The following is a 22,226-nucleotide window of genomic DNA, read 5'->3' as shown; positions in this document are numbered from 1 at the left end:
CGAATCACCCCCTTGTCCGGGTCAGGCGCAGGTACAGCGCGGAGAACGCGCCGAGCGCGAGGAACAGCAGCAGGCTCATGGCGCTCGCGGTGCCGAAGTCGTTGTAGACGAAGGCATAGCGGTACAGCAGGAGCAGCACGGTGACCGTCGAGTCCTCCGGTCCGCCCCCGGTCATCACGTACGGCTCGGTGAAGACCTGCATGGTGGCGACTATCTGCAAAAGCATCATGACGAGCAAGACGAAGCGCGTATGCGGGATCGTTATGTAACGCACGCGCTGCCAAATAGTGGCTCCGTCCAGCTCGGATGCTTCGTACAGTTCCCCGGGAATGCCACCCAAAGCGGCCAGATAGATCAGAGTCGCGGATCCCATGTTGGCCCACGTGGACACCAGCACCAGCGACAGCATCGAGGTGCTCGACGAGTCCAGCCAGGACAGGCCCGGCAGGTTGACCGCGTGCAGCAACGTGTTGAACAGCCCTGGACCGGGGTCGTAGAACCACTTCCACAGCAGCGCCGTGACCACCGGAGGGAGCATCACCGGCAAGTACACGACGAGCCGGAAGAACCCCTTGGCGTGGCGGAACTCGTTGATCACCATGGCCACGACGAACGGGATCGCGAACCCGAACACCAAGGCCAGCAAGGTGAAGTAGAGCGTGTTGCGCCACGCGACGGCGAACAGCGGGTCGGCGAAGAGCTTCTGGAAGTTGGCCCACCCGACCCACGTGGCCGGGTTGACGAAGTCGACCTGCTGAAACGACAGCAGGACACCGCGGATGATCGGGTACCACGAGAACAGGGCGAAGCAGATCAGCGCGGCGCACAGGAACCCGTAGCCGGTGAGGTTGTCGCCGAACCGGCCCGGCCTCCCGCTCGACCGGGGACCCCGCCGCCGCGCAGGCTTTTCCGGCCTGCGCAGCGACGTGGTCTCGATGAGCGTGGCGGTCATTTGACCTGGGCGAGGATCGACTTGACCTTGTTGTCCGCCTCGGCCAGCAGCGCCCCGGGATCAGCGTCCCGGCGGGTCAGCACGCCCTGCATGACGTTGTCGAGCGCGGCGTAGATCTCCTGCGCCTGCGGTGGTTCGATGTTGCCCTTGAGCCTGCTCGCACCGTCCATGTAGGACTTGTAGTTGCTCACCGGCACGGTCGCGTACTGCTGCTTGAGCTGTTCTTCCTTGTCCCGCACCGCGCCGGTCCAGATGTCGGCGACCGGCGGCACCGGCAGGCCGACCGGCTGGCCCTGCGCCTTGTAGCGCTTCAGGTTGGTCTCGAACCGGTCCGGGTTGAGGAACTTCCACTGCAGCCACTGCAAACCGGCCTTGATCTTCGCGGGCGAGGCCTTCGGGTTGATCATGTAGCCCTCGCCGCCGATCAGCGTGCCCTGCCCGCCTGGCATCGGCGCCAGGCCGTAGTCGGCGTAGCTGCCGTGGAACTGGTTCACCACGGTCGGCACGTTGTCCGGCGCCGCGAGGTACATGCCGAGCTGGCCCGCACCCATCTTCTGCTGCACGTCTGCGAGTTCGAGCAACTGCTTCTGACCCATGGAGTTGTCGGTCCAGCGCATCTGGTGCAGGTTGTCCAGCACCGCGCGCCCCTGCGGGGTGTTGACCGCGGACTCCCACTTGTCGCCGTTCTTCGTGGCGATCTGCCCGCCTTGCGAGTACATCTCGGCGGTGAAGTGCCAGCCGCCCTGGTTGCTCTTGCTGTAGTCGGCGTAGCCCACGATGCCGTTGCCCAGTGCGGCGATCTTCTTGGCGTCGGCCTGCACCTCGGGCCAGGTCGTCGGCGGCTTGTCGGGGTCGAGCCCGGCCTGGGTGAAAAGCTTGCGGTTGTACAGCAGGCCCATCGTGTAGTTCGCGGTCGGCAGGCCGTAGTAGTGGCCCTTGCCGTCGCTGAAGACATCCCGCAACGGCTGCTGGATGTCGTTGTAGTGCGGGACATCCTTGACGTAGTCGGTGATGTCCGCGGCCTGGTGGCGCGCGATCAGCGTCGACGGGTCGGTGAAGTAGACGTAGAAGACGTCTTCGAGCTGACCACCGGCGAGCTTGGCCGAGAACGTCTTGGGGTCCATGAACCCCTCGTGCGGCTCGAGGTGGATGTTCGGGTGGGTCTTCTGGAACTCGGCGACGTCCTCGTCGAAGATCTTGCGGTCGAACGGCTGGGTCTTGGGTGGCTGGCCGTTGATCGAGATGGTGACGGGTCCGTCGGTGGCGGCGTCGGTGCCGCCGCCGGCGCTGTTGGCGCTGGTGCAGCCGGCCAGCACGCCGAGGCCTAAACCGGCAGCGGCGAGCAGGCCGAGCCCCCTGCGCAGGGCAAAAGAGTTCATCTGTCCTTCTTCGGCGTCGGGGAGGGGCTTCGTTGTGACGGACACCATAGGGATGTTGGACATGAGACTGCAATATCCGAACTCAACTTCGCAAGAACTCGACAGCTCGACTGCACGAAAGGACCAACGCACACAAGAAGCCCGGTCGGCGTCTTGCCGACCGGGCTTGCGGTGTGCTTGCGAGGACTTGCGGAAGCGGATCCTCAGGCCGCGGGCGGCGGCGCCGTCGAACCCCGGACCACCAGCTCGGGCTCGAACAACAGCTCTTCCAGCGGCACCGTTCCCCCGCCGATCTGCGCGGCGAGGATCTCCACCGCCGCGCGGCCCATGGCCTCGATGGGCTGGCGGATCGTGGTCAGCGGCGGGTCGATGGCGGTCATGAACGCCGAGTCGTCGAACCCGATGATCGACACGTCGCCGGGCACCGAGAGCCCGCGGCGCTTGACCGCGCGGATCGCCCCGATCGCGATCGGGTCCGACGCGCAGACCAGGCCCGTGTACCCGCGCTCGATCAACCGCCCGGCGGCCGCCTGCCCACCCTCGACGGTGAACATCGTGTACTCGATCGCCTGGTCAGGCACGGGAACGCCGGCCTGCGCCGCGGCCGCCCGCAGCGCGGCGAGCTTGCGCCGCGACGGCATGTGGTCCGACGTGCCCAGCACCATCCCGATCCGCCGGTGGCCCAGCGCGTGCAGGTGCCGGAAGCACTGCTCGGCGGCCACGGCGTCATCGCACGAGACTCCGGGGAACCCGAGCCCGTCGACGGCCGCGTTCACCAGCACGGCGGGCAGCTTGCGCCGGCGCATCCGCTCGTAGTGCTCGTGCGACGCATCGGCCTGCGCGTACAACCCACCGGCGAAGACGACGCCGGAAACGTGCTGGTCGAGCAGTAGTTCGACATACTCGGACTCGGCGACCCCGCCCGCGGTCTTGGTGCAGAGCACCGGGGTGAATCCGCGCTGCGCGAGCACGTTGCCGACCACGTCGGCGAACGCCGGGAAGATCGGATTCTGCAGCTCCGGCAGCACCAGCCCGACCAGCCGGTTGCGCTCACCGCGCAGCTGGGTCGGCCGCTCGTAGCCGAGCACGTCGAGCGCGGTGAGCACCGCCTGCCGCGTGTCCTCCGAGACGCCGGCCTTGCCGTTGAGCACCCGGCTCACGGTCGCCTCGCTGACACCGACCTTCTCCGCGACTTCGGCCAGCCTTCGTCGTGCCATGGCCGCAAGTATACGCAAACACTTGCAAGGACTTTCAGTCAGTTCAACCGGTGGTACCGGCCGGGCGGCACGCCGAACGCGGCGGTGAACTCGCGTGTCAGGTGCGCCTGGTCGGCGTACCCGAGGTCGGCGGCGAGCCGGCCCCAGTCGACGTCCTCGTCGCGTGCCGCGCGCTCACCCGCCTCGTACAGCCGGTACCGGCGCAGCACGTACTTCGGCCCGATGCCCACGTGGTCCTGGAACGCCCGCTGCAACGCGCGCACGCCCACGCCCGCGGCCGCCGCCAGCTGATCCACCCGGTGCAACGACCGGTCGGTGATGGCCAGCTCGGCCCACGCCGTCGTCGTCTCGCACGGCTGCGGTTCGGTGGGCACGAGTTCGTGCAGCAGTTCGTCGACCTGCTTGGCCGTCCGTTCGTCGGCGTCCCCCTCCGGCATGGCCTCGGCCAGCTCGGGCAGCACGTCCAGCAACGGCACCATCTTGTCGGTCAGCGTGGACACCGGCTCGCCCAGGAACGGCCGGAACCCGCCGGGCCGGAACATCACGCCGAGCGCGCTGCCGTGCCCTTCGAGGACCCGCGTGTACGTCCGCCGCTGCACACCGCTGACGACCACCTCCCGCGCGTCGGTGTCGAACACGACGTTGATCACGGGGTGGACCAGCACCTGCTGCTCGTGCCGTTCGCCGGGTGGCAGGTGCCAGCTCGAGAGCCAGTACCGGTCGACGAACCGCGCCACCTCCGGCGACGGCTCGAACCGGTCGAGGCGGAACTTGCGCAGGCCGGCGGCCGGGCGCACGATCCCGCGCGTGTCCTTCTCCACCGGCTCGACCACGCCCCGATCGTAGGCGACGCGTTTGTTCAAGAGCGCGCGCTGACCAGGCCGTACGCTGCCGCCATGCGTGCTTCGTGCTCATTCACCGTGGAGACCACCGAGACGTCCGACCCGGAGTGGGAAGGCGGCGCGATCCAGCGCAACCGGCTCGCCAAGGTCTTCACCGGCGAGGTGGAAGGCACCAGCGTGGTCGAGGCGATCATGTTCGGCAAACCGGACGGCTCCACCGCGGCCTACGTCGGCATCGAGCGGTTCGCGGGCACGGTGGCCGGCGCCAAGGGCAGCTTCGTGCTCGTCCACCGGGCCACGATCGTCGCCGGCGAGCAGGTCGCCGAGCTGACGATCCTGCCGGGCACCGGCACCGACGAGCTCGAAGGCATCACCGGCACCGCCGACCTGCTCCCCGACCACAACATGACCCTGCACTACGAACTCTGAGCCGCCTCCCCGAATTTTCCAGGTGTGGTTGCGACGTGTTGGCAGCTCACGGTTTCGGGCGGTGGAGCAACCTCAGTACTTCCCGGCCAGCTGGCGGGTGGTGGCGTTGATGCGGTTGAAGACGTTGATCGCGCCGATCGCCACCAGCAACGACGAAAGCCCCTTCTCGTCGTAGTGTTCTTCCGCCTTGGCCCAGATCGCGTCCGGCACCGGGTCGGACTTGTCGGCGATACGGGTGACGTACTCGGTCAGCTCGAGCGCGGCCCGCTCGGCGTCGCTGTAGTACGGGGTGTCGCGCCAGCCGGCGACACCGAAGATGCGCTCGTCGGGCTCGCCTTCCTTGCGCATGTCCTTGGCGTGCATGTCGACGCACACACCGCAGCCGTTGATCTGGCTGGCGCGCAACACGACCAGGTTCAGTGTCGACTTCGGAACGGAGCCGTTCTCGGCGGTCATGGCCAGTGCGATCGTGGCCTTCATCGCCTCGGGCAGCACCATCAGCGGGTTCTTCATGCGTGCGGTCACTGGAATCTCCTCCTTTTTCGCGGTTGAACCCATGACGAGCGCGCTACGAAAAAGGTGACTGCACCGCCTTGTGATAGCGCTCACCCAGCTTGCGCATCCACTCGACGAGCTCCGGCGGCCCGGTCACGGTGACGTCGGCGTCGAGCAGTCCGATGTGGACGGCCAGGCTGGTGATGGTGTCCGCGCCGGTGTGCAGCAGGCACGTCGTCGCGTCGAGCGCCTCGACCGTGCCGACCGCCGGGTTGATCCGTTCGGCGACCTCCGAGGCGGGCGCGTGCACGACGACGTCAGCTCGGTAGCGCCAGGCGGCCGCCGACACGCCCCGGCGCACGCGGTCGGTGACGTCCTCGGGCAGCTCGCGTGGGGTGAACCTGGCGCCGTTCGGGGTCTTCGGCTCGATCCGGTCGACGCGGAAGGTCCGCCAGTCCGCGCGCGACGGGTCGAACGCGACGAGGTACCAGCGCCGGCCCCAGTTCACCAGCCGGTAGGGCTCGACCTCGCGGCGGGACTCGGTGCCGTCGTGGTTGCGGTAGGCGAACCGCAGGCGTTCGTGGTCGCGGGCGGCGGCAGCGATCGTGGTGAGCACGCCCGCGTCGACCCGCGGGCCGGGCTCGTCGCGGGGCACCGGCACCGTGTAGGTCTGCATGGTGTTGACGCGTCGGCGCAGCCGGGACGGCAGCACCTGCTCGAGTTTCGCGAGCGCGCGCAGGGACGCCTCCTCGACGCCGGTGATGGTGCCGCCCGCCGCGGTGCGCAGGCCGACCGCGACGGCCACGGCCTCCTCGTCGTCGAGCAACAACGGCGGCATCGACGCGCCCGCGCCCAGCCGGTAGCCGCCGACGGAACCGCGGGTGGCGTTCACCGGGTAGCCGAGGCCGCGCAGCCGCTCGATGTCGTTGCGCACCGTGCGGCCACTGACCCCGAGCCGCTCGGCCAGTTCGGTGCCGGTCCAATCGCGTGGGGTCTGCAGCAGCGAGAGCAGGCGGAGCAGCCGCGCCGAGGTTTCCAACATGGCTCGAAGTATGCGCTTGCATTAGGAACCGAACGTGCCTAATTGGTTCCTAACGTACTGGTCATGACGAACTCCGAGATCAATCCCTTCCGCATCGACGTCCCGCAGGCCGACCTCGACGACCTGGCCGACCGGCTGGCCCGGGTCCGCTGGGCCGACGAGTTGCCCGCCTCGGAGCTGGCCGCGCTCCCGGCCGAGGGACCGGTCCAGCCGGGCTGGCAGTACGGCGTGCCGGTCGACTTCGTGCGGCGGCTCGTCGAGCTGTGGCGCACCGAGTACGACTGGCGCGCGTGGGAGGCGAAGCTGAACGCGTACCCGCAGTTCACCACCGAGATCGACGGGCAGAACATCCACTTCCTGCACGTGCGCTCGCCGCGGCCGGACGCGACGCCGCTGATCCTCACCCACGGCTGGCCGAACAGCGTCGTCGAATACCTGGACCTGATCGAACCCCTGACCAACCCGGGTGCGGACGACCCCGCGTTCCACCTGGTCATCCCGTCGCTGCCGGGCTTCGGCTTCTCCGGCCCGACCCACGAGCGCGGCTGGAACCGCCACCGCACGGCGCGCGCGTGGGCCGAGCTGATGCGCAGGCTCGGCTACGAGCGCTACGGCGCCCACGGCAACGACGCCGGCGCGTTCGTCTCCCCGGAGGTCGGCCGGATCGACCCCGAGCACGTGATCGGCGTGCACGTGACCCAGCTGTTCTCGTTCCCGTCCGGCGACCCGGCGGAGTTCGCGGGCATGACCGAGCAGGAGCTCGAGTACCTGCGGTTCCTGCAGGCGTTCAACGACAACATGACCGGCTACGCCAAGCTCCAGGAAACCGCGCCGCAGAACCTGGCGCACGCGCTCGCCGACTCACCCACCGGCCAGCTCGCGTGGTCGGCCCAGCTGCTCGCGGGCACGCCCGCGGAGCACCTGCTGACCAACGCGACCATCTACTGGCTGACCAACACCGCGGCGTCGGCCGCCCGGTTCTACTACGAGGACAACCACGTCGAGCACCCGACGACGCCGACGACCACGCCCACCGGGCTGGCCAGCTTCGCCTACGACTTCACCCCGCTGCGCCGCTTCGCCGAGCGCGACCACGCGAACATCGTCTCCTGGAACGAGTTCGACAAGGGCGGCCACTGGGCAACCCAAGATGCGCCGGAACTGCTGGTGGCCGACCTGCGTCAGTTCTTCAAGGCCCTTAACACAGCCAGGGGCTGAATGCACGGACCCGGGAGCGGCGTGTTCCACGTGAAGCAAGGCAGTGAACCGCGTCGCTCCTGGGTACCCCTTGCGTGCCGTCGTACAGTCACGAAGGGCCGTCAAGCCGGACCGCCGGAGCCCGCATGAGCTCAGACAACGACAGAATTCCCGCCGATGACCAAGATCGCTTCTGGATCGACGACTTCCAGAGCGACCATCGCGCGGTGATCCGCCCGTACGTGCGGACCGGCGGGCGGTCCCGGCCGAGCCACGACCTGCGGCTCGAGACGCTGGTGTCCGGGCTGTGGCCCGAACAGGCACCGCTGATCCCCAACGCGCGCCGCACCCCGGACCTCGAGGTGATCCGGGAGCTGTGCCGGGGCGCACCGCTCTCGATCGCGGAGATCTCCGCACACCTGTCCATCGCGCTCGGCGTGGCCCGGATCCTGGTCTCCGACGCGATCAACGCGGGCATGTGCGTGCGGCACGAGACGGCGGACACGGCCGGCAGCCAGCCGTCGATGGACCTGCTGGCGCGGGTCCACAAGGGATTACGCAGGCTCGTCTGACCGGCGCCCGGCCAGCAGCCACCACCCGGCGAGCACCGGCAGGACGAGCGGCACGAACCCGTAGCCACGGCCGAAGCCGGACCAGACCGTGGCGTCCGGGAACGTCGTGACCACAGTGGACAGTCCAACCCCGATGACTCCGACCAGTTCCACCGCACAGCACACCAGAGCCGGCCCGCGGGAGTGCTCCGGATGCCGGTCGGCCCGCACGAGCAGCACCAGACCGCAGGCGTAGACCACCGCGGCCAGCGCCGAAAGGCCGTAGGCCACTGGAGCACGAGACGCATGTGTGCTCAGTTGCACCGCGCTGCGAGCCCCGGCGGCCACTACGAACAAGGCATAGCAGGCCACGAGAACCCTGCCCGGCCCCACCTGTCCTTTTGCGACTCGATCAGCCACCGGTGACCCGCCACGTGGTCTGCATGCGCACCACGATCACCGCGAGCGCCACCAGCGCGACCGCGACCAGCACGGCCGACCAGCGCCCGTCGTCGCGGGCCGACTGCGTGCCCACGGCGGGCAGCACGACCAGCGAGGCCCCCAGGTACGCGGCGTGCGTTGCGGTCTCGGCGAGCTCGTGCCCGCGGACCTGACCGACGACGTCGAAGATCGCTTGTGCCACAAGGGCGATCTCGATCGTCACCAGCAGCGGCAGCACCGCCCGCCACCGGTAGCGGCGCAGGATCCCGGCGCCGAGCACGACCAGCCCGCCGATCGCGCACACCACCGTGGTCGCGAACGCCAGCACCTCGATCACGCGGCCTTCGCCTTCCTGCGCCTGCGCTTGGTGCCGAGCCGGAAGAGCCAGGTGGACAGCGCCGTGACCATCAGGGCCAGCGGCGCGAGGCCGAGCACGAACCAGATGATCCGCCACCAGCCGTTGACCAGCCAGCCGAAGTGCGCGGGTTCGAACACCTTCTCGTAGAACGTGTTCGCGGCGGGCTGCGGCTTCGCGTCCACAACGGACACGTGGTCCGGGTCGTGGCCGTCGACGTAGACGAACTGGTCGCCGCCGAAGAAAGCCCTTGCGCCGTAAGGCTGGTAGCCGGTCCCGGCGATCGAGAACGAGTAGTAGTCCGCCCCCTCCTGCCGGGTCGTCAGGTAGCGGATCTCCCCGGGCGCGTGCGCCACGGCGACCGCGGCGGCCTGGTCGATGCCCAGGACCGGGGCGCCGGCCGGCGCCGGATCGGCCGCGAAGGAGTACTTGGCCTCGTCGGGCGCGCTGCCGCCGGTGATCGCGAGCCACGCCTTTTCCACCTGCGGCAGGTAGAACGCGGCGCCGGTGACGCCCCACATCAGGATGAACGGCAACGAGACGATGCCGATGATGTTGTGCAGGTCGTAGTCGCGGGCGAAGCGGCCTTTGCCGGTGCGAACCCGGAAGCCGTGCGCGAGCTTCTTGCGCCCCGGCCACCACGTGATGATCCCGGTGACGACCAGCAGGATCATGAGCAGGCCGAGCACGTCGAGGGCGAGTGCGCCCCACGTCGTGCCCTCGGGCCAGTCGAAGCCGGGCGAGGGTGGCGTCGCGGCCAGCCACGAGGCGTAGCCCGCGTAGCCGCTGCAGGTGAACGCGCAGTCGTGCAGGTTGGCCAGCCAGCCCAGCACACCGCCGTTGAGGTCGGTCACGCCGTTGATGTGGCCGGTGCCCGGATCCACGGCGTACGCGGTGGCGTAGGTCGGGTCGCCGACGGCGATGATGCCGCCGTCGTTGCTGACCCAGGCGGCCGGGAACTCGGGGTGCGCGGCCGCGACGATGTCGTGGGCCTGCTGCAGGCTGACCGGGCTCGGGCTGTCGGTGTGCTGGTAGAAGCCCGGATTGGTCATCCGGAAGAGCTCGGCGTGGTACAGCAGCACCGCGCCCGACGTGGTCTCGACGACCAGGAACAGCCCCAGCACGAGCGACGTCCAGCGGTGGGTGAGCACGAGGGCGCGGCGGACCGGGCGGCGGCGCCACCAGCGGCGTAACCGGCCGCCTCGCGCGGGCGCGCGCTGCGCGACCTCGGTCCTGGTCAGTTCCTCGTCGACCGGTGCCTCGGCCGTCATCGCCCCACCCCCAACTCGATTCACTAGAGTGAGGTTAGCCTTACTTAAGTTGGACGGTAAAGAGGTGGCTGGGTCACATCACCCGGACGTCCAGTTGTCGAGGTCCTCCTTGAACCACTCGTGCTGCTGGCGCTCCCACGCTTCCATGTCCGGGTACTTGTCCCGGCAGCAACGCTGCTCCAGCCACGCGGCGAACGCACGCACCTCGTCGGCGTCCTCGAACGCCAAGGCGTCGTGGTGAGGGTTGGTGGACAAGAAGAATCCGCCACCCTCGCGCGCCCACAGGTGCGCCTCACCGGTCCGGCCGTTCGGCGTCGCGTCCACCGTGCAGTGCCAGGCGGCGTAGACCCCGCGGTACCAGTAGTCGCCGTTCCAGCGGTCCTGGTTGGCGAGCCACTCCTGCCAGACATCAGTCTTGTCGGTCATCCCGTACCCCCAGTGGCACGCTCGAAGAACCCCGCCAAAGCCCGTCCGTGCGCCTCGACGTCCAGGTCAGGGTAGGCGATCACCTGGGCCGGGAAGGTCGCCGACGTGGTCAGGCGTGCAGCTCCCGCCGGACCTCGTCGAGGAAGCCGGGCACCGCGTACCCGGCGGCCTGCAACGCCCCGAGGGCCGCGCCCAGCTCGTTCGGGTTGGTGGCGGCGTGCAGGGTCATCCACATCCAGCGCGGCTCGGCACTCCCGCCCAGCTCCGAACTCCGCGCCCGCCGGGCCGCCGGCTCGTCCAGCTGCCGCGACGTCAGAACCCTTGCCACGTCCGGGTCTTCGGCCACCCCGAGTCGCTGCACCACCCGCCGGGCCACCCGCCACGCCAACGCGCGCAGCCGGTCGTCCGGCAGGGCTGCGACGGTGTCGACCAAGTCGCCCAGCGAATGCCAGCCGCGCAGGTCGGACCGGGACACCGCGGGCAGCTCGGCCAACAGCGGCAGGATCGGGTAGCCGACATCCGCGTCCAGCAGGCGCGCGAGATCCGCGTCGTCGAGGCCGTACCCGGTGAACCGCTCGATCACCGTCAACGCCTTGGCCCACCGGTGCTCGTAGTCGGCGAAGTCGAGCCCCGCCAGCACCTCCGCCACCTCGCCGACCGGCTCGTCGAGGCCGGGCTCGAACGACGCCAGCACGTCACCGCGGCGGGCGAAGGACAACCGGCTGACCGCGTTGACGTTGCGGTACATGCTCGCCGTGACCCCCGTCGCGGACACCGCGCGCAGCACCGGCCGCCGCGCGCCCTGCCAGCCGTTGGGCTCCACCGCGAGCACGACCTCCCCCAGGTCGAGCACCGCCACCCACGGGTCGATCCCGAAGTCCGCGCCCAACGACGTCATCGACCGGGGCTGGTCCGGGTCCGCGCCGAACCCGCGCAAGACTTCGGCGACGGACGCACCGCGCACCACCGTGATCGTCGACGCCTCCGCCAGCCAGTGGTGCTCGAACCACCGGTACACCGCGTGCGCCGGCACCGCCCGCAACGGCTCGGGCTCGCCACGCAAGCGGTGCCCCAGCCGGTCCCGCCGCGAGTGCACGACCTCCGGTCCGGCCGGCGCGCGCCAGACGATCACCTCATAACGTTCGTCGTCCTCCCCGTCGCGCCCACGCGCGTGGACCCGCGCCCGATACTCCCCCGGCCACGGCGGCGCGGTCAGCCGCACCGGCCGCGCATACCGCGCACGCGCGGCCCGCACCGTCGCCCCACCGCGCGGGGCCACCCAGCTGACCTCGACGACCTCCTCCCACCCGGCCCGCGGGTCCGGCGCGGGCGGCTGCTCCACCACCGAGAACACCACCGGCACGTGCCCGTCCGCGGTGCCGGTGCGCACGACGATCCCGTCACCGACGACCGCCACCAGCCCGTTTCCCGAGAAATCCGGCGGCGACGCCACCTCGCCCTCGGTCAACGCGAACCGGTGCTCGCGCACGACCGCGTCCATCAGTCCGCCGAACGGCAACAAATAGGTGGATCGTTGGTGCTCGAGCACGGCGTCCGCGTACCCGGCGGGCATCGGCCGCGACCGCAACAGCAAGGCAGCGACACCGGCCCCGACCCCGATGACCTCGGGCACCCCGATCATCGGCAACCGCACCGGCCGCAGCGCGCCGGCCGCCACCAGCACGGCCAGGGCGAGGTGGCTGGCCCCGTGCCGGGCCGCGACGGTCGGCTCGTCACCGGCGTCGATCACCAGCAACGACGCCACCTCGGCCCGGTCGGCCAGGGCCGCGGTCACCGCGACGATCGCGGCCGTCAGCCCGGGCCGTAATCGATCCACAATGGACACACCGTTGACCACCGCGCCCCAGCTGGGCATGGCGGCGATCGCCACCGCCCCCGTGTGCGGCTCGGGGGCGGCCACGAGTTCCGCGGGCACCACCAGGTCGAGCCCCCCGACGGCGAGCTCCAACGCCCCCACCAGGCGCTCGACCAGCAACGGGTCCAGCTCGCGCGCCGCCTCGGCAACCGAGTCAGGCGGGTGGGCGTGCGTCACACCCAGGCGTCCCAATTCGGCCGCGGGCGCCGCCGGGACGCGGGCCCGCAACGACGGCAACGCCGCGACGACAGCCGCCGTGAGCTGGGCCATCGCCGGCTCGGGCCGGGTCCCTTCCGTCATGACGGCGAGCATGCCACCGAGCACCGACAGCGACGGGCCGTGCCGTATCGTTCGTGACCACATCGAGCCGCACGGAACCCGGGGCAACCTTTCCGCCCGCCTCAGCGTCGTTACTGGTGGCTCCGTCGGAGCCTCGCCCGGTCCCTCACTCGGAGTGCCGGGGCGGTCGCGTAGATTGGGACCGTCTCGTCCGGCAAACCGACAATCTCCTCTGGATGACATGTTTCCCAAAAAGGCATTACGTCACGTTCCCGCGGTGGTTGCCGGACTGCTCGCCGGCGCCCTGGTGCTCTCCGCGTGCTCGTCCGACGACGGCGGGAGCCCCACCCAGGGCATTCCGGGTGCGGCCCAGAACAACCAACAGGGCAACGGCGGCGCTCCGGCGCAGCCGATCAACCTGACCATCGCCCCGGCAGGTGGCAAGAACGTCAACCCGGCGACGCCGATCGTGGTCAAGGCCTCGAACGGCAAGCTGGTGGATGTCACCGTCAAGAACAAGGTCAAGGGCACCGTCGTCAAGGGTGAAACCGCGGCGGACGGACTCAGCTGGACCTCCAGCGAACCCCTCGGCTACGGCGCCACCTACACGGTGACCGCGCACGCGCAGCCGATGGGCGGTGGTGACGCGGTCGAGAAGACGGCCGAGCTCACCACGCTGCAGCCGGACAAGCTGGCGAACCCGAACATGATCCCCGCGCCCTCGTCGGTGAAGTCCACCGGCATCGGCGTCGGCCAGCCGATCGTGTTCCAGTTCAGCTACCCGGTGCAGAACAAGGCCGCGGTCGAGAAGCAGCTCAAGGTCGAGTCCAGCCCCGAGCAGGAGGGCGGCTGGTACTGGATCGACGACAAGAACGTGCACTACCGGCCGAAGGAATACTGGCAGGCCAACACGACCATCAAGGTCACCGCGAAGGTCTACGGCGTGGACTTCGGCAACGGCGTGTTCGGCTCCGAGGACCGCGAGGAGACCTACAAGGTCCACGACGCGTGGGTCGCGAAAGCCGACGGCAACACGCACAAGATGAAGATCTACAAAAACGGCGACCTCGTGAAGACCATGGACATCTCGCTGGGCAAGGGCTCCACGCCCACCCACGTCGGTCCGCACGTGATCTCCGACAAGCACGAGGACTACGTCATGGACTCGTGCACGTACGGCGTCTGCAAGGGCGACCCGAACTACTACCGCTCGCACGAGAAGTGGTCCCAGCGCATCTCCAACGACGGCGAGTTCGTGCACGAGAACCCGAACTCGGTCAGCGCGCAGGGCAACACCAACGTCTCGCACGGTTGCATCAACCTCAACGGCGAGAACGCGCAGTGGGCCTACCAGCACCTCGGCATCGGCGACGTCGTCGAGGTGACCAACTCCGGCGGCCCCAAGCTGCCGCTGTGGGACCTCTACGGCGACTGGGAGCTGTCCTGGTCGGCGTGGCAGCAGGGCAGCGCGATCAAGTAGGCGTTCACGACAACGAAGAACGGCCCGGCGAGTGCATCGCCGGGCCGTTCTGCTTTGCCGCCACCGATCCGACGCGCCTCCCGGAACGTGGAACACACCCGCTCCGAACGTGGGACACACCCTGCCGGAACGGAGGACACACCCGCCCTGAGTGTGGGACACGCCCGGCGGGAACGTGGGACACGCTCTAAAGGGCGGCGGTGGCGGGTCGGGGCGATGGGCCGAGGACGAACACCAACGCGAGCAAAGCCGTTGCCAGCAGGGTCAACCAAGGCGCAATCAAACAAAGCAGCGTCGCCACCAAATAGCCGAAGACCCCGATCACGTAACGGATCCCGACATCGCGCCGGAACGCCGCGTCGATCGACTCCAGGAGCAACCCGGCCCGCTCCAACCGCCACCAGATCGCGTTGAACATGACCGCGCAGGCGGTCAGCGTCCCGCCGTAGAGCAGCATCGCCGTGCGGCCGTCCGCGCCGGCGGTGTGCTCGGCGACCAGTCGCGTGGGCAGCGGCAGGAACGACACGAACCCGAGCAGCAGCAGGTTGGCCAGCAACAGGATCTGGTCGACCTGGCGCACCGTGCGGAACAACGCGTGGTGGTTGGCCCACATGATCCCGATCTGCAGGAAACTGGCCGCGTACGCGACGATCTGCGGCATCGCGTGCCCGAGCGCGTGCGCCAGGCTCTCGCCTTCTTCGGGTTCGACCCGGACCTCGAGGATCAACAGCGTGATCGCGATGGCGAGCACACCATCGCTGAACGCCTCCAACCGCGCCGCGTCGCCGCGTTGCGCGCCGCCTGACCACCATCCACGTGCCATGCGGCACAAGCTAGCCGGGCAGGGCTCAGCTTTCGATCCAGTTGTGCTTCGCGGCCAGCCGCAGCATGCTCTGGCGGATCTGCTGGATCTGCGCCGCGGTCGCCGTCGGCACCGATTCGATCAACGCCTCGGTCACCTCGCGCTGGTACCCGGACGAGGACAGGACGTCACACAGCGTGTCGTCACGGACGTCTCGGGTCACCGTATCGCGGTCGACCACCCGGACCTCCGACGCCTTCAGCCCGCGGTCCCCGTCGGAGATGTCGAACTCGACCCGGACACCCGCGCGGAACAGGTACTTCTCGTCCAACAGGTCGTTGGCGTGCATGAACACGTCATCGCCGCCGTCGTCCGGGGCGATGAACCCGTACCCCCGCGTGTCGTCGAACCGCAGCACCTTGCCGGTCGCCACCAGGATCACCTCAGCCCAACCACGTGTACTCACCGCAACGACCACCAGGCTACGCGACCTCATAGGCTGCACTCATGACCGGTGTCGACCCCGACCGCTTGCGTGAGTGCCTCGCGGTGCTGGCCGAAGTCGAGCTGCTGCCCACGGACCACCCCGACGCCGTCGTGGTCCGCCGGGCCACCTCGCGGATGTACAAGGTCGCGCGCCAGCGCAAGAAGGCGGCCAAGCGCGCGGCCATCACGGAAGCCGACCGCGAGGTGATTGCCCGCACCGCAACGGGTTCACCCGATCGGATCGACGACGAGACCAAGGGCATCCCGCTGGTGTCCACGGTCCCTGGGGCGAGCGCGGGAGAGTACCAGCGCGCGCGCTCTTGCTACACCTGCAAGAAGCGCTACACCCAGGTCGACGCGTTCTACCACCAGCTGTGCCCGCCGTGCGCCGCCCGCAACCGCGACCGCCGCGACGCCCGTGTGGACCTCACGGGCCGGCGCGCGCTGCTCACCGGCGGCCGCGCCAAGATCGGCATGTACATCGCGTTGCGGCTGCTGCGCGACGGCGCGCACACCACGATCACCACCCGGTTTCCCAAGGACGCCATCCGCCGCTTCAGCGCGATGGACGACAGCGCCGAGTGGCTGCACCGGCTGCGCGTGGTCGGCATCGACCTGCGCGACCCCGCCCAGGTCGTCGCGCTCGCCGACTCCGTGGCCGAGCAGGGCCCACTGGACATCCTGATCAACAACGCCGCGCAGACCGTCCGGCGCAGCTCCGGCGCCTACGCGGAGCTGATCGCCGCCGAGTCCGGACCATTGCCCGCGGGTGAGCTGCCGGAGATGATCACGTTCGGCCGAACCGCCGAGGAGCACCCGATCGCGTTGGCGTCGGTGCCCGTCACCGAACTCGCTCTGGTGGCCAAATCCGCGTCGCCGGACCGCGTCGCCGCGGGCACGGCCATCGACGCGGGCGGTCTCGTGCCCGATCTCGCGGCGACGAACAGCTGGGTGGACCGGGTGCACGAGGTCGACCCGACCGAACTGCTGGAAGTGCAGCTGTGCAACCAGACCGCGCCGTTCATCCTGGTCTCGCGGCTGCGCGCGGCCATGCTGGCGAGCCCGGCGCGGCGCAAGTACGTGGTGAACGTCTCGGCCATGGAAGGCCAGTTCAGCCGGGCTTACAAGGGCGCCGGGCACCCGCACACGAACATGGCCAAGGCCGCGCTCAACATGCTGACCCGCACGAGCGCGTTCGACCTGGTCGACGACGGCATCCTGATGACCGCCGTGGACACCGGCTGGATCACCGACGAACGGCCGCACCCGACGAAGATGCGGCTGGCCGACGAGGGTTTCCACGCGCCGCTGGACCTCGTGGACGGCGCCGCGCGGGTGTACGACCCGATCGTGCGCGGCGAGGCGGGCGAGGACCTGTACGGCTGCTTCCTGAAGGATTTCGAGCCCGCACCCTGGTGACCGGCGCGCGAGCGGGCGATGCGAAACTCCTGCGAGTGGAGTACCAGCTGACCGCCCTTCTCGTTCCGCCGCCCGACACCGCGGAGCTCGACCCGTTGCAACGCCACGGCGTCGCCGCCCTGCTCGACGAGCAGCTCGACATGCTCGCGGGCATCGAGGGCCCGGACGGGGTGGAGATCGAACCCCTCGACCACCGCATCGACGTCACCACCACCGGCGCCCACATCGAGTGGCTGGTGGAGGCGCCCGCCCTCGCGTTCGCCGAGGAAGGCGCGAAGCACGTGCTCGACGAGCTGCTCGCGCAGACCGAACTGCTGGCCCGCTGGCAGGTGCAGCGCTGCGAGGTCACCGCGAGCGACGCCGCCCTGGAGGCGGCCATGTCCGACGAGCCGCCGCAGGACGAGGAAGAGGACGAGCTGACCGAGGCCGACCTCGAAGAACACCTCGACCAGCTGGCCGACGCGGGCGGCGCGCTGCGTGCGTTCGAGTTCGACGACCTCGCCGAGGAGCACGCGCAGCTGCTGGCGGGCGCGCTGATCACGTCGGCGGAGATCCTGGTCGGCGAGTTGTTCGGCGACATCGCGGCCCTCGAGGACGGCGACACGACCGTCGACGAGCACGAGGAACTGGCCGTGCTCCCGCTGCTGCCCGAGCGCTACCGCGACCGGTACACCGCCCACTTCGCGCGCCAGTTCCTGATCACGATGGTGATCGTCGGCTACCGCCTGACCCAGCCGGCGTGGATCCCGCCGGGCACGATCGCCGAGTCGCTCGCGCTGCACCTGCTGCGGATGGAGGCGGCCACGCAGCTGGCGGTGCACGAGGACCTGCCCACCGAGGAGATGCTGGCCGCCTTCGACGCCGTGGCCGTGCACGAGGTCAGCCACGAGCACCTGTACAAGCCGCACCCGGAGTCCGTGGACGAGGATGACGCGGCGGCCGACCCCGACCTCTGGTGGGACTAGGCAGGCGCCTGCTCCGCTTCGCGGCGGGTCGTGGAGTTCACGAGGTAGTCCCACCGTTCGGCGTCGGCGGCGGCCGGTAAGACCAGCTTCAGCCAGTCCCAAGACGTCAGCGAGCCGTCACGGCAACGGCCCCACACGCCAGGCGGGCGTGTGGGGCCGTTGCCGTTGTGCCGTTGTGCCGTTGTGCCGATGTATCTCAGCCGGCCGCCAAGGCGCTCAGCCAGGCCGCTCCGTTGGGCGAGCCGATCCCGGTCACGTCGTCGTACCCGGGCCGGGTGTGGATGGTGAGGTTCGCGTCGAAGTCGAGCGTCCGCAGGCTGACGACGTAGCCCTCGGACGAGTCGACCGTGTTCGCGAAGTCGTTGCGCGCCACGGCGACCGGTGCCGCCGGCGGCACGATGTCGTGGAACGCCGACGTGCCCGCGTTGCGGTAGAACAGCGGGTTGGCGAAGCCGAACGTGCGGCCCGCCTGCTGCTGCGCGACCGCGACCATGCCCGCGAACACCGGCGAGGCCAGGCTGGTGCCACCGATGCGGTACTCGCTGTACGCCGCGTGCCCGTCCGGGAACGTCTGCGTCTGGCCGACGAGCATCCCGGTGTTCGGGTCGGCGATCGAGGCGACGTCCGGCACGACGCGCATCGGCTGCGGCCGGGCGCCGTTCGCCGTCGCGATCGCGTTGGGCACCACACCCGCCTGGTACGCGGGCTGGGTGAAGAGGCGGCTCGTGCCACCGCCGGAACCACTGGTGTAGTTGCCGGGCGGGGTCGGCGACCAGGCGCCGTTCACCAGGTTCGAGCGGCCGGTTTCCCAGCCGGCCTCGAACAGGTAGTTGCCACTGGCGCCGATGGCGATGGCGGTGCCGCCGACCGCGGTGACCCACGGGCTGACGGCCGGCCAGTCCGGGGTGGCCGACGCGGCGTTGGCCGGGTCGCCCGCGGTCTCGTCGCCGTTGTCACCCGAGGAGAAGTAGACGCCGACACCCGTGGCCGCGGCCTCGATGAGCGTGTCGTTGAGCGGCTTGACGTAGCCGCGCGGCAGGAGCTCGGTGGAGAAGCCGTAGGAGTTGGTCACGATCGACGCCAGGTGCTGGTCCACGACGTGGTTCATGGCCGCGTCGAGGTCCTGGTAGTTGTTCGGCGAGCCGACGTAGACGATCTTCGCGCCGGGCGCCATGCCGTGCACGGCCTCGACGTCGAGGGTCTCCTCGCCGTACCAGCCCTGCGGGTCCTGGTGGCTGTTCTGCGGGCGCTTGAACACGCCGGGCGGGGTGACCTGGCTGAAGTTCGAGCCGTTCAGCGCGGGCAGCCCGTGCAGCGACGAGTAGGTGTTGACGTCCTGCACGATGGTCGGCGAGGCGTAGGCGTCGATGATGGCCACGGTCTGGCCGCTGCCGTTGGCGGCCGAGCTGGTCATGCCGTAGGCGCTGCGCAGTTGCGCGGGCGTGTAACCGCACGGAGCCCACGGGTTGGGGTGGCCGTAGGCGTCGGGTGCCTTGGTGCCGTTCGGGGTGAGCGTGGTCGCCGTGTTCTTCTCGTTCCAGTAGGCCGAGCAGGGTGCGGCGTTGACGAACACCGGCGACGGCGGCGCGCTCGGCACGGTCAGCGCGGCCGACTCGTCGAGGCCGACCACCGAGGTGACCGAGGCGGGCAGGTCGGCGGGCACGGACAGGGCACCGTCCGGCGCGCGCAGCGTCTTGCCGGCCACCCGGTACTCACCGAAGCCGGCGCCGAAGGCCGCCTTCGCCTGGGCCACGGTGCCCTCGGCCTGCACGTACCGGTTGTTGCCCGGCGTGGTGCTGATGTCGAAGCCGGACTTGCGCAGCCACTGCTGCACCGCGCTGGCGTCCGACGGCGACGGCGCGAACTGCGCCCGGAACTGGGCGGGCGAGACGAACTTGCCGTAGTCCGCGCTGCCCGGCGTCGACACCCGCGCGGCGAGTGCCTCGGCGCCCGACTGGTTCTGCCAGCCCAGGTAGACCCGGAAGCCGACGCTGTCGGTGTCCGGCGCGTTGCTCGCCCGGTTGGCCGCCGCCGCCCACGGCGGGACGCTGCCCGCGAGCACTCGCCGGTCGGACGGGGCCGCGGAGGCGTCGTGCCCGAGCACGACCGTCATCGCGGCCAGCAACGTCGCCGTCGCCCCCGCCACCCAGCGTTTTCTGTACTGACCCATTTCCCTGCCTCCGCACGATGCGCGAGCCAAAAGGTCCCCGACGTTCGCAGGGAAACGTAAGCGGGGTCGTGCCCGGTTACCAGGGTTCAGTATCGATCAAGTATTTCGATTCGATCGCTTCGCTCATCCTTTGAGTAGCTGCCGCGCCATCACTACCCGCTGGATCTGGTTCGTGCCTTCGTAGATTTGAGTGATCTTCGCGTCCCGCATCATGCGTTCCACCGGGAAGTCACGCGTGTATCCGGCACCGCCGAAGAGCTGCACGGCATCCGTGGTCACCTGCATGGCGGTGTCCGACGCGAACGTCTTCGCCGCGCTGGCCGTGAACCCGGCGCCCGGGTCGCCACGCTCCGCCTTGGCCGCCGCGGCGTAGACCAGGTGGCGAGCCGCCTCGACCTTCATCCCCATGTCCGCGAGCATGAACTGCAAGCCCTGGAACTCGGCGATCGCCTTGCCGAACTGCTTGCGTTCCTTGACGTACGCGATCGACGCCTCGAGCGCACCCTGCGCGATGCCCACGGCCTGGGCGCCGATGGTCGGACGCGTGTGGTCCAGCGTCGCCAGCGCGGTCTTCAGCCCGGTGCCCGGTTCGCCGACGATGCGGTCGGCGGGAATCGTGCAGTCCTCGAAATGGATCTCGCGGGTCGGCGAGCCCTTGATGCCGAGTTTGCGTTCCTTCGGTCCGACGGAAAAACCCGGGTCGTCCTTGTGCACGACGAAAGCGGAAATCCCGTTTGCCGGTTTTGCGGCATTCGGGTCCGTCACGGCCATCACGGTGTACCACGTGGATTCACCGGCATTGGTGATCCACGCCTTCGTGCCGTTGAGGACCCAGTGGTCGCCGTCGAGACGCGCCCGCGTGCGCATCGACGCCGTGTCCGACCCGGCTTCGCGCTCGGACAACGCGTACGAGGCCATCTCGCCCTTCGCGATGCCCGGCAGCACCTGGGACTTCAGCTCCTCGGACGCGGACAGCAGCAACGGCACCGTCCCCAGCTTGTTCACCGCGGGGATCAGCGACGAGGACGCGCACGCCCGCGCGACCTCCTCGATCACGATGCACGCGGCGACGGCATCGGCACCCTGGCCGCCGTAGAACTCCGGGATGTGCACCGCGTGCATGTCCGCGGCCACCAGCGCCTTGCGCGCCTCCTCGGGGAACCGGGCGTCCTCGTCGACCGCGGCCGCGTGCGGCGCGATCTCCTTGTCCACCAACGCCCGGATGGCCGCGCGCAGCTCCTCGTGCTCCTCGCCGAGCTGGTACAGACCCGTCACTTCGCCACCTCGTAGTCGTAGAACCCCCGGCCAGACTTCTTGCCGAGCAGACCCGCGTCCACCATGCGCAGCAGCAGCGGCGGCGGGGAGTACAGCGGCTCCTTGAACTCCGCGTACATCGACTCGGCGATCGCCTTGGTCGTGTCGAGGCCGATCAGGTCGGTCAGGCGCAGCGGGCCCATCGGGTGCGCCAGGCCCAGCACGATGCCCTGGTCGATGTCCTCGGCCGAGGCGAAGCCCGACTCCATCATCCGGATCGCCGACAGCAGGTACGGGATGAGCAGCGCGTTGACCACGAAGCCGGCCCGGTCCTGGGACTGGATGACCTGCTTGCCCAGCGGCCCGGTGACGAATTCCTCCGCGGCCGCGCGGGTCTCGTCGCTGGTCAGCAGCGACGGCACCAGCTCCACCAGGGGCAGCACCGGCACGGGGTTGAAGAAGTGCACGCCGATGACCTGCGCGGGCCGGCTCGTGGCCATGCCCAGCTTCATGATCGGGATGGACGACGTGTTCGACGCGAACAAGGCGTCCTCGCGGCGCACCACCTTGTCCAGGGTGCGGAACACGTCGACCTTCGTGGCCTCGTGCTCGGCGACGGCCTCGATCACGATGTCGCGGTCGGCGAAGTCACCGAGGTCGGTGGTGAACGAAAGGCGGGCCAGCGCGGCGTCCCGGTCGTCCTCGGCCAGTTTGCCGCTGCGCACGCCGCGGGCCAGCGACTTCTCGATGCGGGCCCGGCCCGCGTCGGATGCGTCCTGGTTCACCTCGTTGACCAGCACGTCGAGCCCGGCTCGCGCGCAGACCTCGGCGATCCCCGATCCCATCAGGCCCGAGCCGACAACACCGACCCTGCTGACCTCACCCATGTGCAGTTCCC

22 protein-coding genes are annotated in these 22,226 nt (G+C 69.6%); 6 read left to right on the top strand and 16 right to left on the bottom strand.

Going from position 1 to position 22,226, the window contains the following annotated elements:
- Positions 1 to 4: 4 nt before the first annotated feature.
- The 4 genes from EV186_RS30890 to EV186_RS30875 form a co-directional block, all read right to left on the bottom strand.
- Positions 5 to 952 (bottom strand): carbohydrate ABC transporter permease, encoded by a 948-nt coding sequence (locus EV186_RS30890; protein WP_133852987.1) that lies wholly within the window; start codon positions 950 to 952, stop codon positions 5 to 7.
- Complete coding sequence (locus EV186_RS30885; protein ID WP_133852986.1) at positions 949 to 2,331, bottom strand: ABC transporter substrate-binding protein; 1,383 nt, start codon at positions 2,329 to 2,331, stop codon at positions 949 to 951. The genes EV186_RS30890 and EV186_RS30885 overlap by 4 nt, the downstream gene beginning before the upstream one ends.
- Positions 2,332 to 2,534: 203 nt before the next feature.
- On the bottom strand, positions 2,535 to 3,560 hold the full coding sequence (locus EV186_RS30880; protein ID WP_341815776.1) for a LacI family DNA-binding transcriptional regulator: 1,026 nt from the start codon (positions 3,558 to 3,560) through the stop codon (positions 2,535 to 2,537).
- A gap of 26 nt (positions 3,561 to 3,586) precedes the next feature.
- Positions 3,587 to 4,381 carry an AraC family transcriptional regulator gene (locus tag EV186_RS30875; RefSeq protein ID WP_133852984.1) on the bottom strand — a complete coding sequence of 265 codons (795 nt, stop codon included), beginning with the start codon at positions 4,379 to 4,381 and terminating at the stop codon, positions 3,587 to 3,589.
- Between the two features lie 63 nt (positions 4,382 to 4,444).
- Between EV186_RS30875 and EV186_RS30870 the strand changes: the two genes are divergently transcribed.
- Entirely contained in the window at positions 4,445 to 4,819 is a 375-nt protein-coding gene (locus EV186_RS30870; RefSeq protein WP_133852983.1) for a DUF3224 domain-containing protein, read from the top strand.
- A 72-nt stretch (positions 4,820 to 4,891) separates the two neighbouring features.
- Here EV186_RS30870 and EV186_RS30865 read toward each other — a convergent pair whose 3' ends face one another.
- Positions 4,892 to 5,344, bottom strand: a complete 453-nt coding sequence (locus EV186_RS30865; protein ID WP_133852982.1) for a carboxymuconolactone decarboxylase family protein — start codon at positions 5,342 to 5,344, stop codon at positions 4,892 to 4,894.
- A gap of 43 nt (positions 5,345 to 5,387) precedes the next feature.
- Complete coding sequence (locus tag EV186_RS30860; RefSeq protein ID WP_133852981.1) at positions 5,388 to 6,356, bottom strand: helix-turn-helix transcriptional regulator; 969 nt, start codon at positions 6,354 to 6,356, stop codon at positions 5,388 to 5,390.
- 63 nt (positions 6,357 to 6,419) lie between these two features.
- Here EV186_RS30860 and EV186_RS30855 point away from each other — a divergent pair, with 63 nt between their 5' ends.
- Positions 6,420 to 7,574 (top strand): epoxide hydrolase family protein, encoded by a 1,155-nt coding sequence (locus EV186_RS30855; RefSeq protein WP_133852980.1) that lies wholly within the window; start codon positions 6,420 to 6,422, stop codon positions 7,572 to 7,574.
- 125 nt (positions 7,575 to 7,699) lie between these two features.
- Entirely contained in the window at positions 7,700 to 8,125 is a 426-nt protein-coding gene (locus EV186_RS30850; protein ID WP_133852979.1) for a DUF742 domain-containing protein, read from the top strand.
- On the opposite strand, the gene EV186_RS30845 is transcribed toward EV186_RS30850, so the two are convergent.
- The 5 genes from EV186_RS30845 to EV186_RS30825 form a co-directional block, all read right to left on the bottom strand.
- Positions 8,108 to 8,395: a hypothetical protein gene (locus tag EV186_RS30845; RefSeq protein WP_341815733.1), complete on the bottom strand. Its 288-nt coding sequence runs from the start codon at positions 8,393 to 8,395 to the stop codon at positions 8,108 to 8,110. The genes EV186_RS30850 and EV186_RS30845 overlap by 18 nt on opposite strands.
- A gap of 121 nt (positions 8,396 to 8,516) precedes the next feature.
- Entirely contained in the window at positions 8,517 to 8,882 is a 366-nt protein-coding gene (locus EV186_RS30840) for a hypothetical protein (RefSeq protein ID WP_133852977.1), read from the bottom strand.
- Positions 8,879 to 10,171 (bottom strand): PepSY-associated TM helix domain-containing protein, encoded by a 1,293-nt coding sequence (locus EV186_RS30835; RefSeq protein WP_133852976.1) that lies wholly within the window; start codon positions 10,169 to 10,171, stop codon positions 8,879 to 8,881. Before EV186_RS30835 ends, EV186_RS30840 begins: the two co-directional genes overlap by 4 nt.
- A 78-nt stretch (positions 10,172 to 10,249) precedes the next feature.
- A complete protein-coding gene (locus EV186_RS30830; protein WP_133852975.1) occupies positions 10,250 to 10,597 on the bottom strand; it encodes a hypothetical protein in 348 nt (115 codons plus the stop codon).
- A 109-nt stretch (positions 10,598 to 10,706) separates the two neighbouring features.
- The gene (locus EV186_RS30825) at positions 10,707 to 12,773 is read right to left on the bottom strand and encodes a DUF6461 domain-containing protein (protein WP_133852974.1); all 2,067 of its coding nucleotides are present in this window, start codon (positions 12,771 to 12,773) and stop codon (positions 10,707 to 10,709) included.
- Between the two features lie 256 nt (positions 12,774 to 13,029).
- On the opposite strand from EV186_RS30825, the gene EV186_RS30820 reads away from it, so the two are divergent.
- Positions 13,030 to 14,232 (top strand): L,D-transpeptidase, encoded by a 1,203-nt coding sequence (locus EV186_RS30820; protein WP_424983700.1) that lies wholly within the window; start codon positions 13,030 to 13,032, stop codon positions 14,230 to 14,232.
- Positions 14,233 to 14,419: 187 nt separating this feature from the next.
- Here the strand turns inward: EV186_RS30820 and EV186_RS30815 are convergent, their stop codons facing one another.
- Positions 14,420 to 15,055, bottom strand: coding sequence for a TMEM175 family protein (locus EV186_RS30815; RefSeq protein WP_133852972.1), 636 nt, complete (start codon positions 15,053 to 15,055; stop codon positions 14,420 to 14,422).
- 25 nt (positions 15,056 to 15,080) lie between these two features.
- A complete protein-coding gene (locus EV186_RS30810) occupies positions 15,081 to 15,467 on the bottom strand; it encodes a cold-shock protein (RefSeq protein ID WP_133852971.1) in 387 nt (128 codons plus the stop codon).
- Positions 15,468 to 15,541: 74 nt separating this feature from the next.
- On the opposite strand from EV186_RS30810, the gene EV186_RS30805 reads away from it, so the two are divergent.
- Both EV186_RS30805 and EV186_RS30800 read left to right on the top strand, forming a co-directional pair.
- Positions 15,542 to 16,939 (top strand): SDR family oxidoreductase, encoded by a 1,398-nt coding sequence (locus EV186_RS30805; RefSeq protein ID WP_133852970.1) that lies wholly within the window; start codon positions 15,542 to 15,544, stop codon positions 16,937 to 16,939.
- Between the two features lie 35 nt (positions 16,940 to 16,974).
- Positions 16,975 to 17,904, top strand: a complete 930-nt coding sequence (locus EV186_RS30800) for a hypothetical protein (RefSeq protein ID WP_133852969.1) — start codon at positions 16,975 to 16,977, stop codon at positions 17,902 to 17,904.
- Positions 17,905 to 18,100: 196 nt separating this feature from the next.
- Here the strand turns inward: EV186_RS30800 and EV186_RS30795 are convergent, their stop codons facing one another.
- The 3 genes from EV186_RS30795 to EV186_RS30785 all read right to left on the bottom strand — a co-directional run bounded on the left by EV186_RS30795 (position 18,101) and on the right by EV186_RS30785 (position 22,215).
- Positions 18,101 to 20,074, bottom strand: a complete 1,974-nt coding sequence (locus tag EV186_RS30795; RefSeq protein ID WP_243754375.1) for a S53 family peptidase — start codon at positions 20,072 to 20,074, stop codon at positions 18,101 to 18,103.
- Positions 20,075 to 20,197: 123 nt separating this feature from the next.
- Positions 20,198 to 21,349, bottom strand: a complete 1,152-nt coding sequence (locus EV186_RS30790; protein WP_133852968.1) for an acyl-CoA dehydrogenase family protein — start codon at positions 21,347 to 21,349, stop codon at positions 20,198 to 20,200.
- On the bottom strand, positions 21,346 to 22,215 hold the full coding sequence (locus EV186_RS30785; RefSeq protein ID WP_133852967.1) for a 3-hydroxybutyryl-CoA dehydrogenase: 870 nt from the start codon (positions 22,213 to 22,215) through the stop codon (positions 21,346 to 21,348). Before EV186_RS30785 ends, EV186_RS30790 begins: the two co-directional genes overlap by 4 nt.
- Positions 22,216 to 22,226 lie beyond the last annotated feature (11 nt).

The organism is Labedaea rhizosphaerae, assembly GCF_004362825.1.
Lineage (GTDB): Bacteria > Actinomycetota > Actinomycetes > Mycobacteriales > Pseudonocardiaceae > Labedaea > Labedaea rhizosphaerae.
This window is presented reverse-complemented; position numbering and strand designations above follow the sequence as displayed.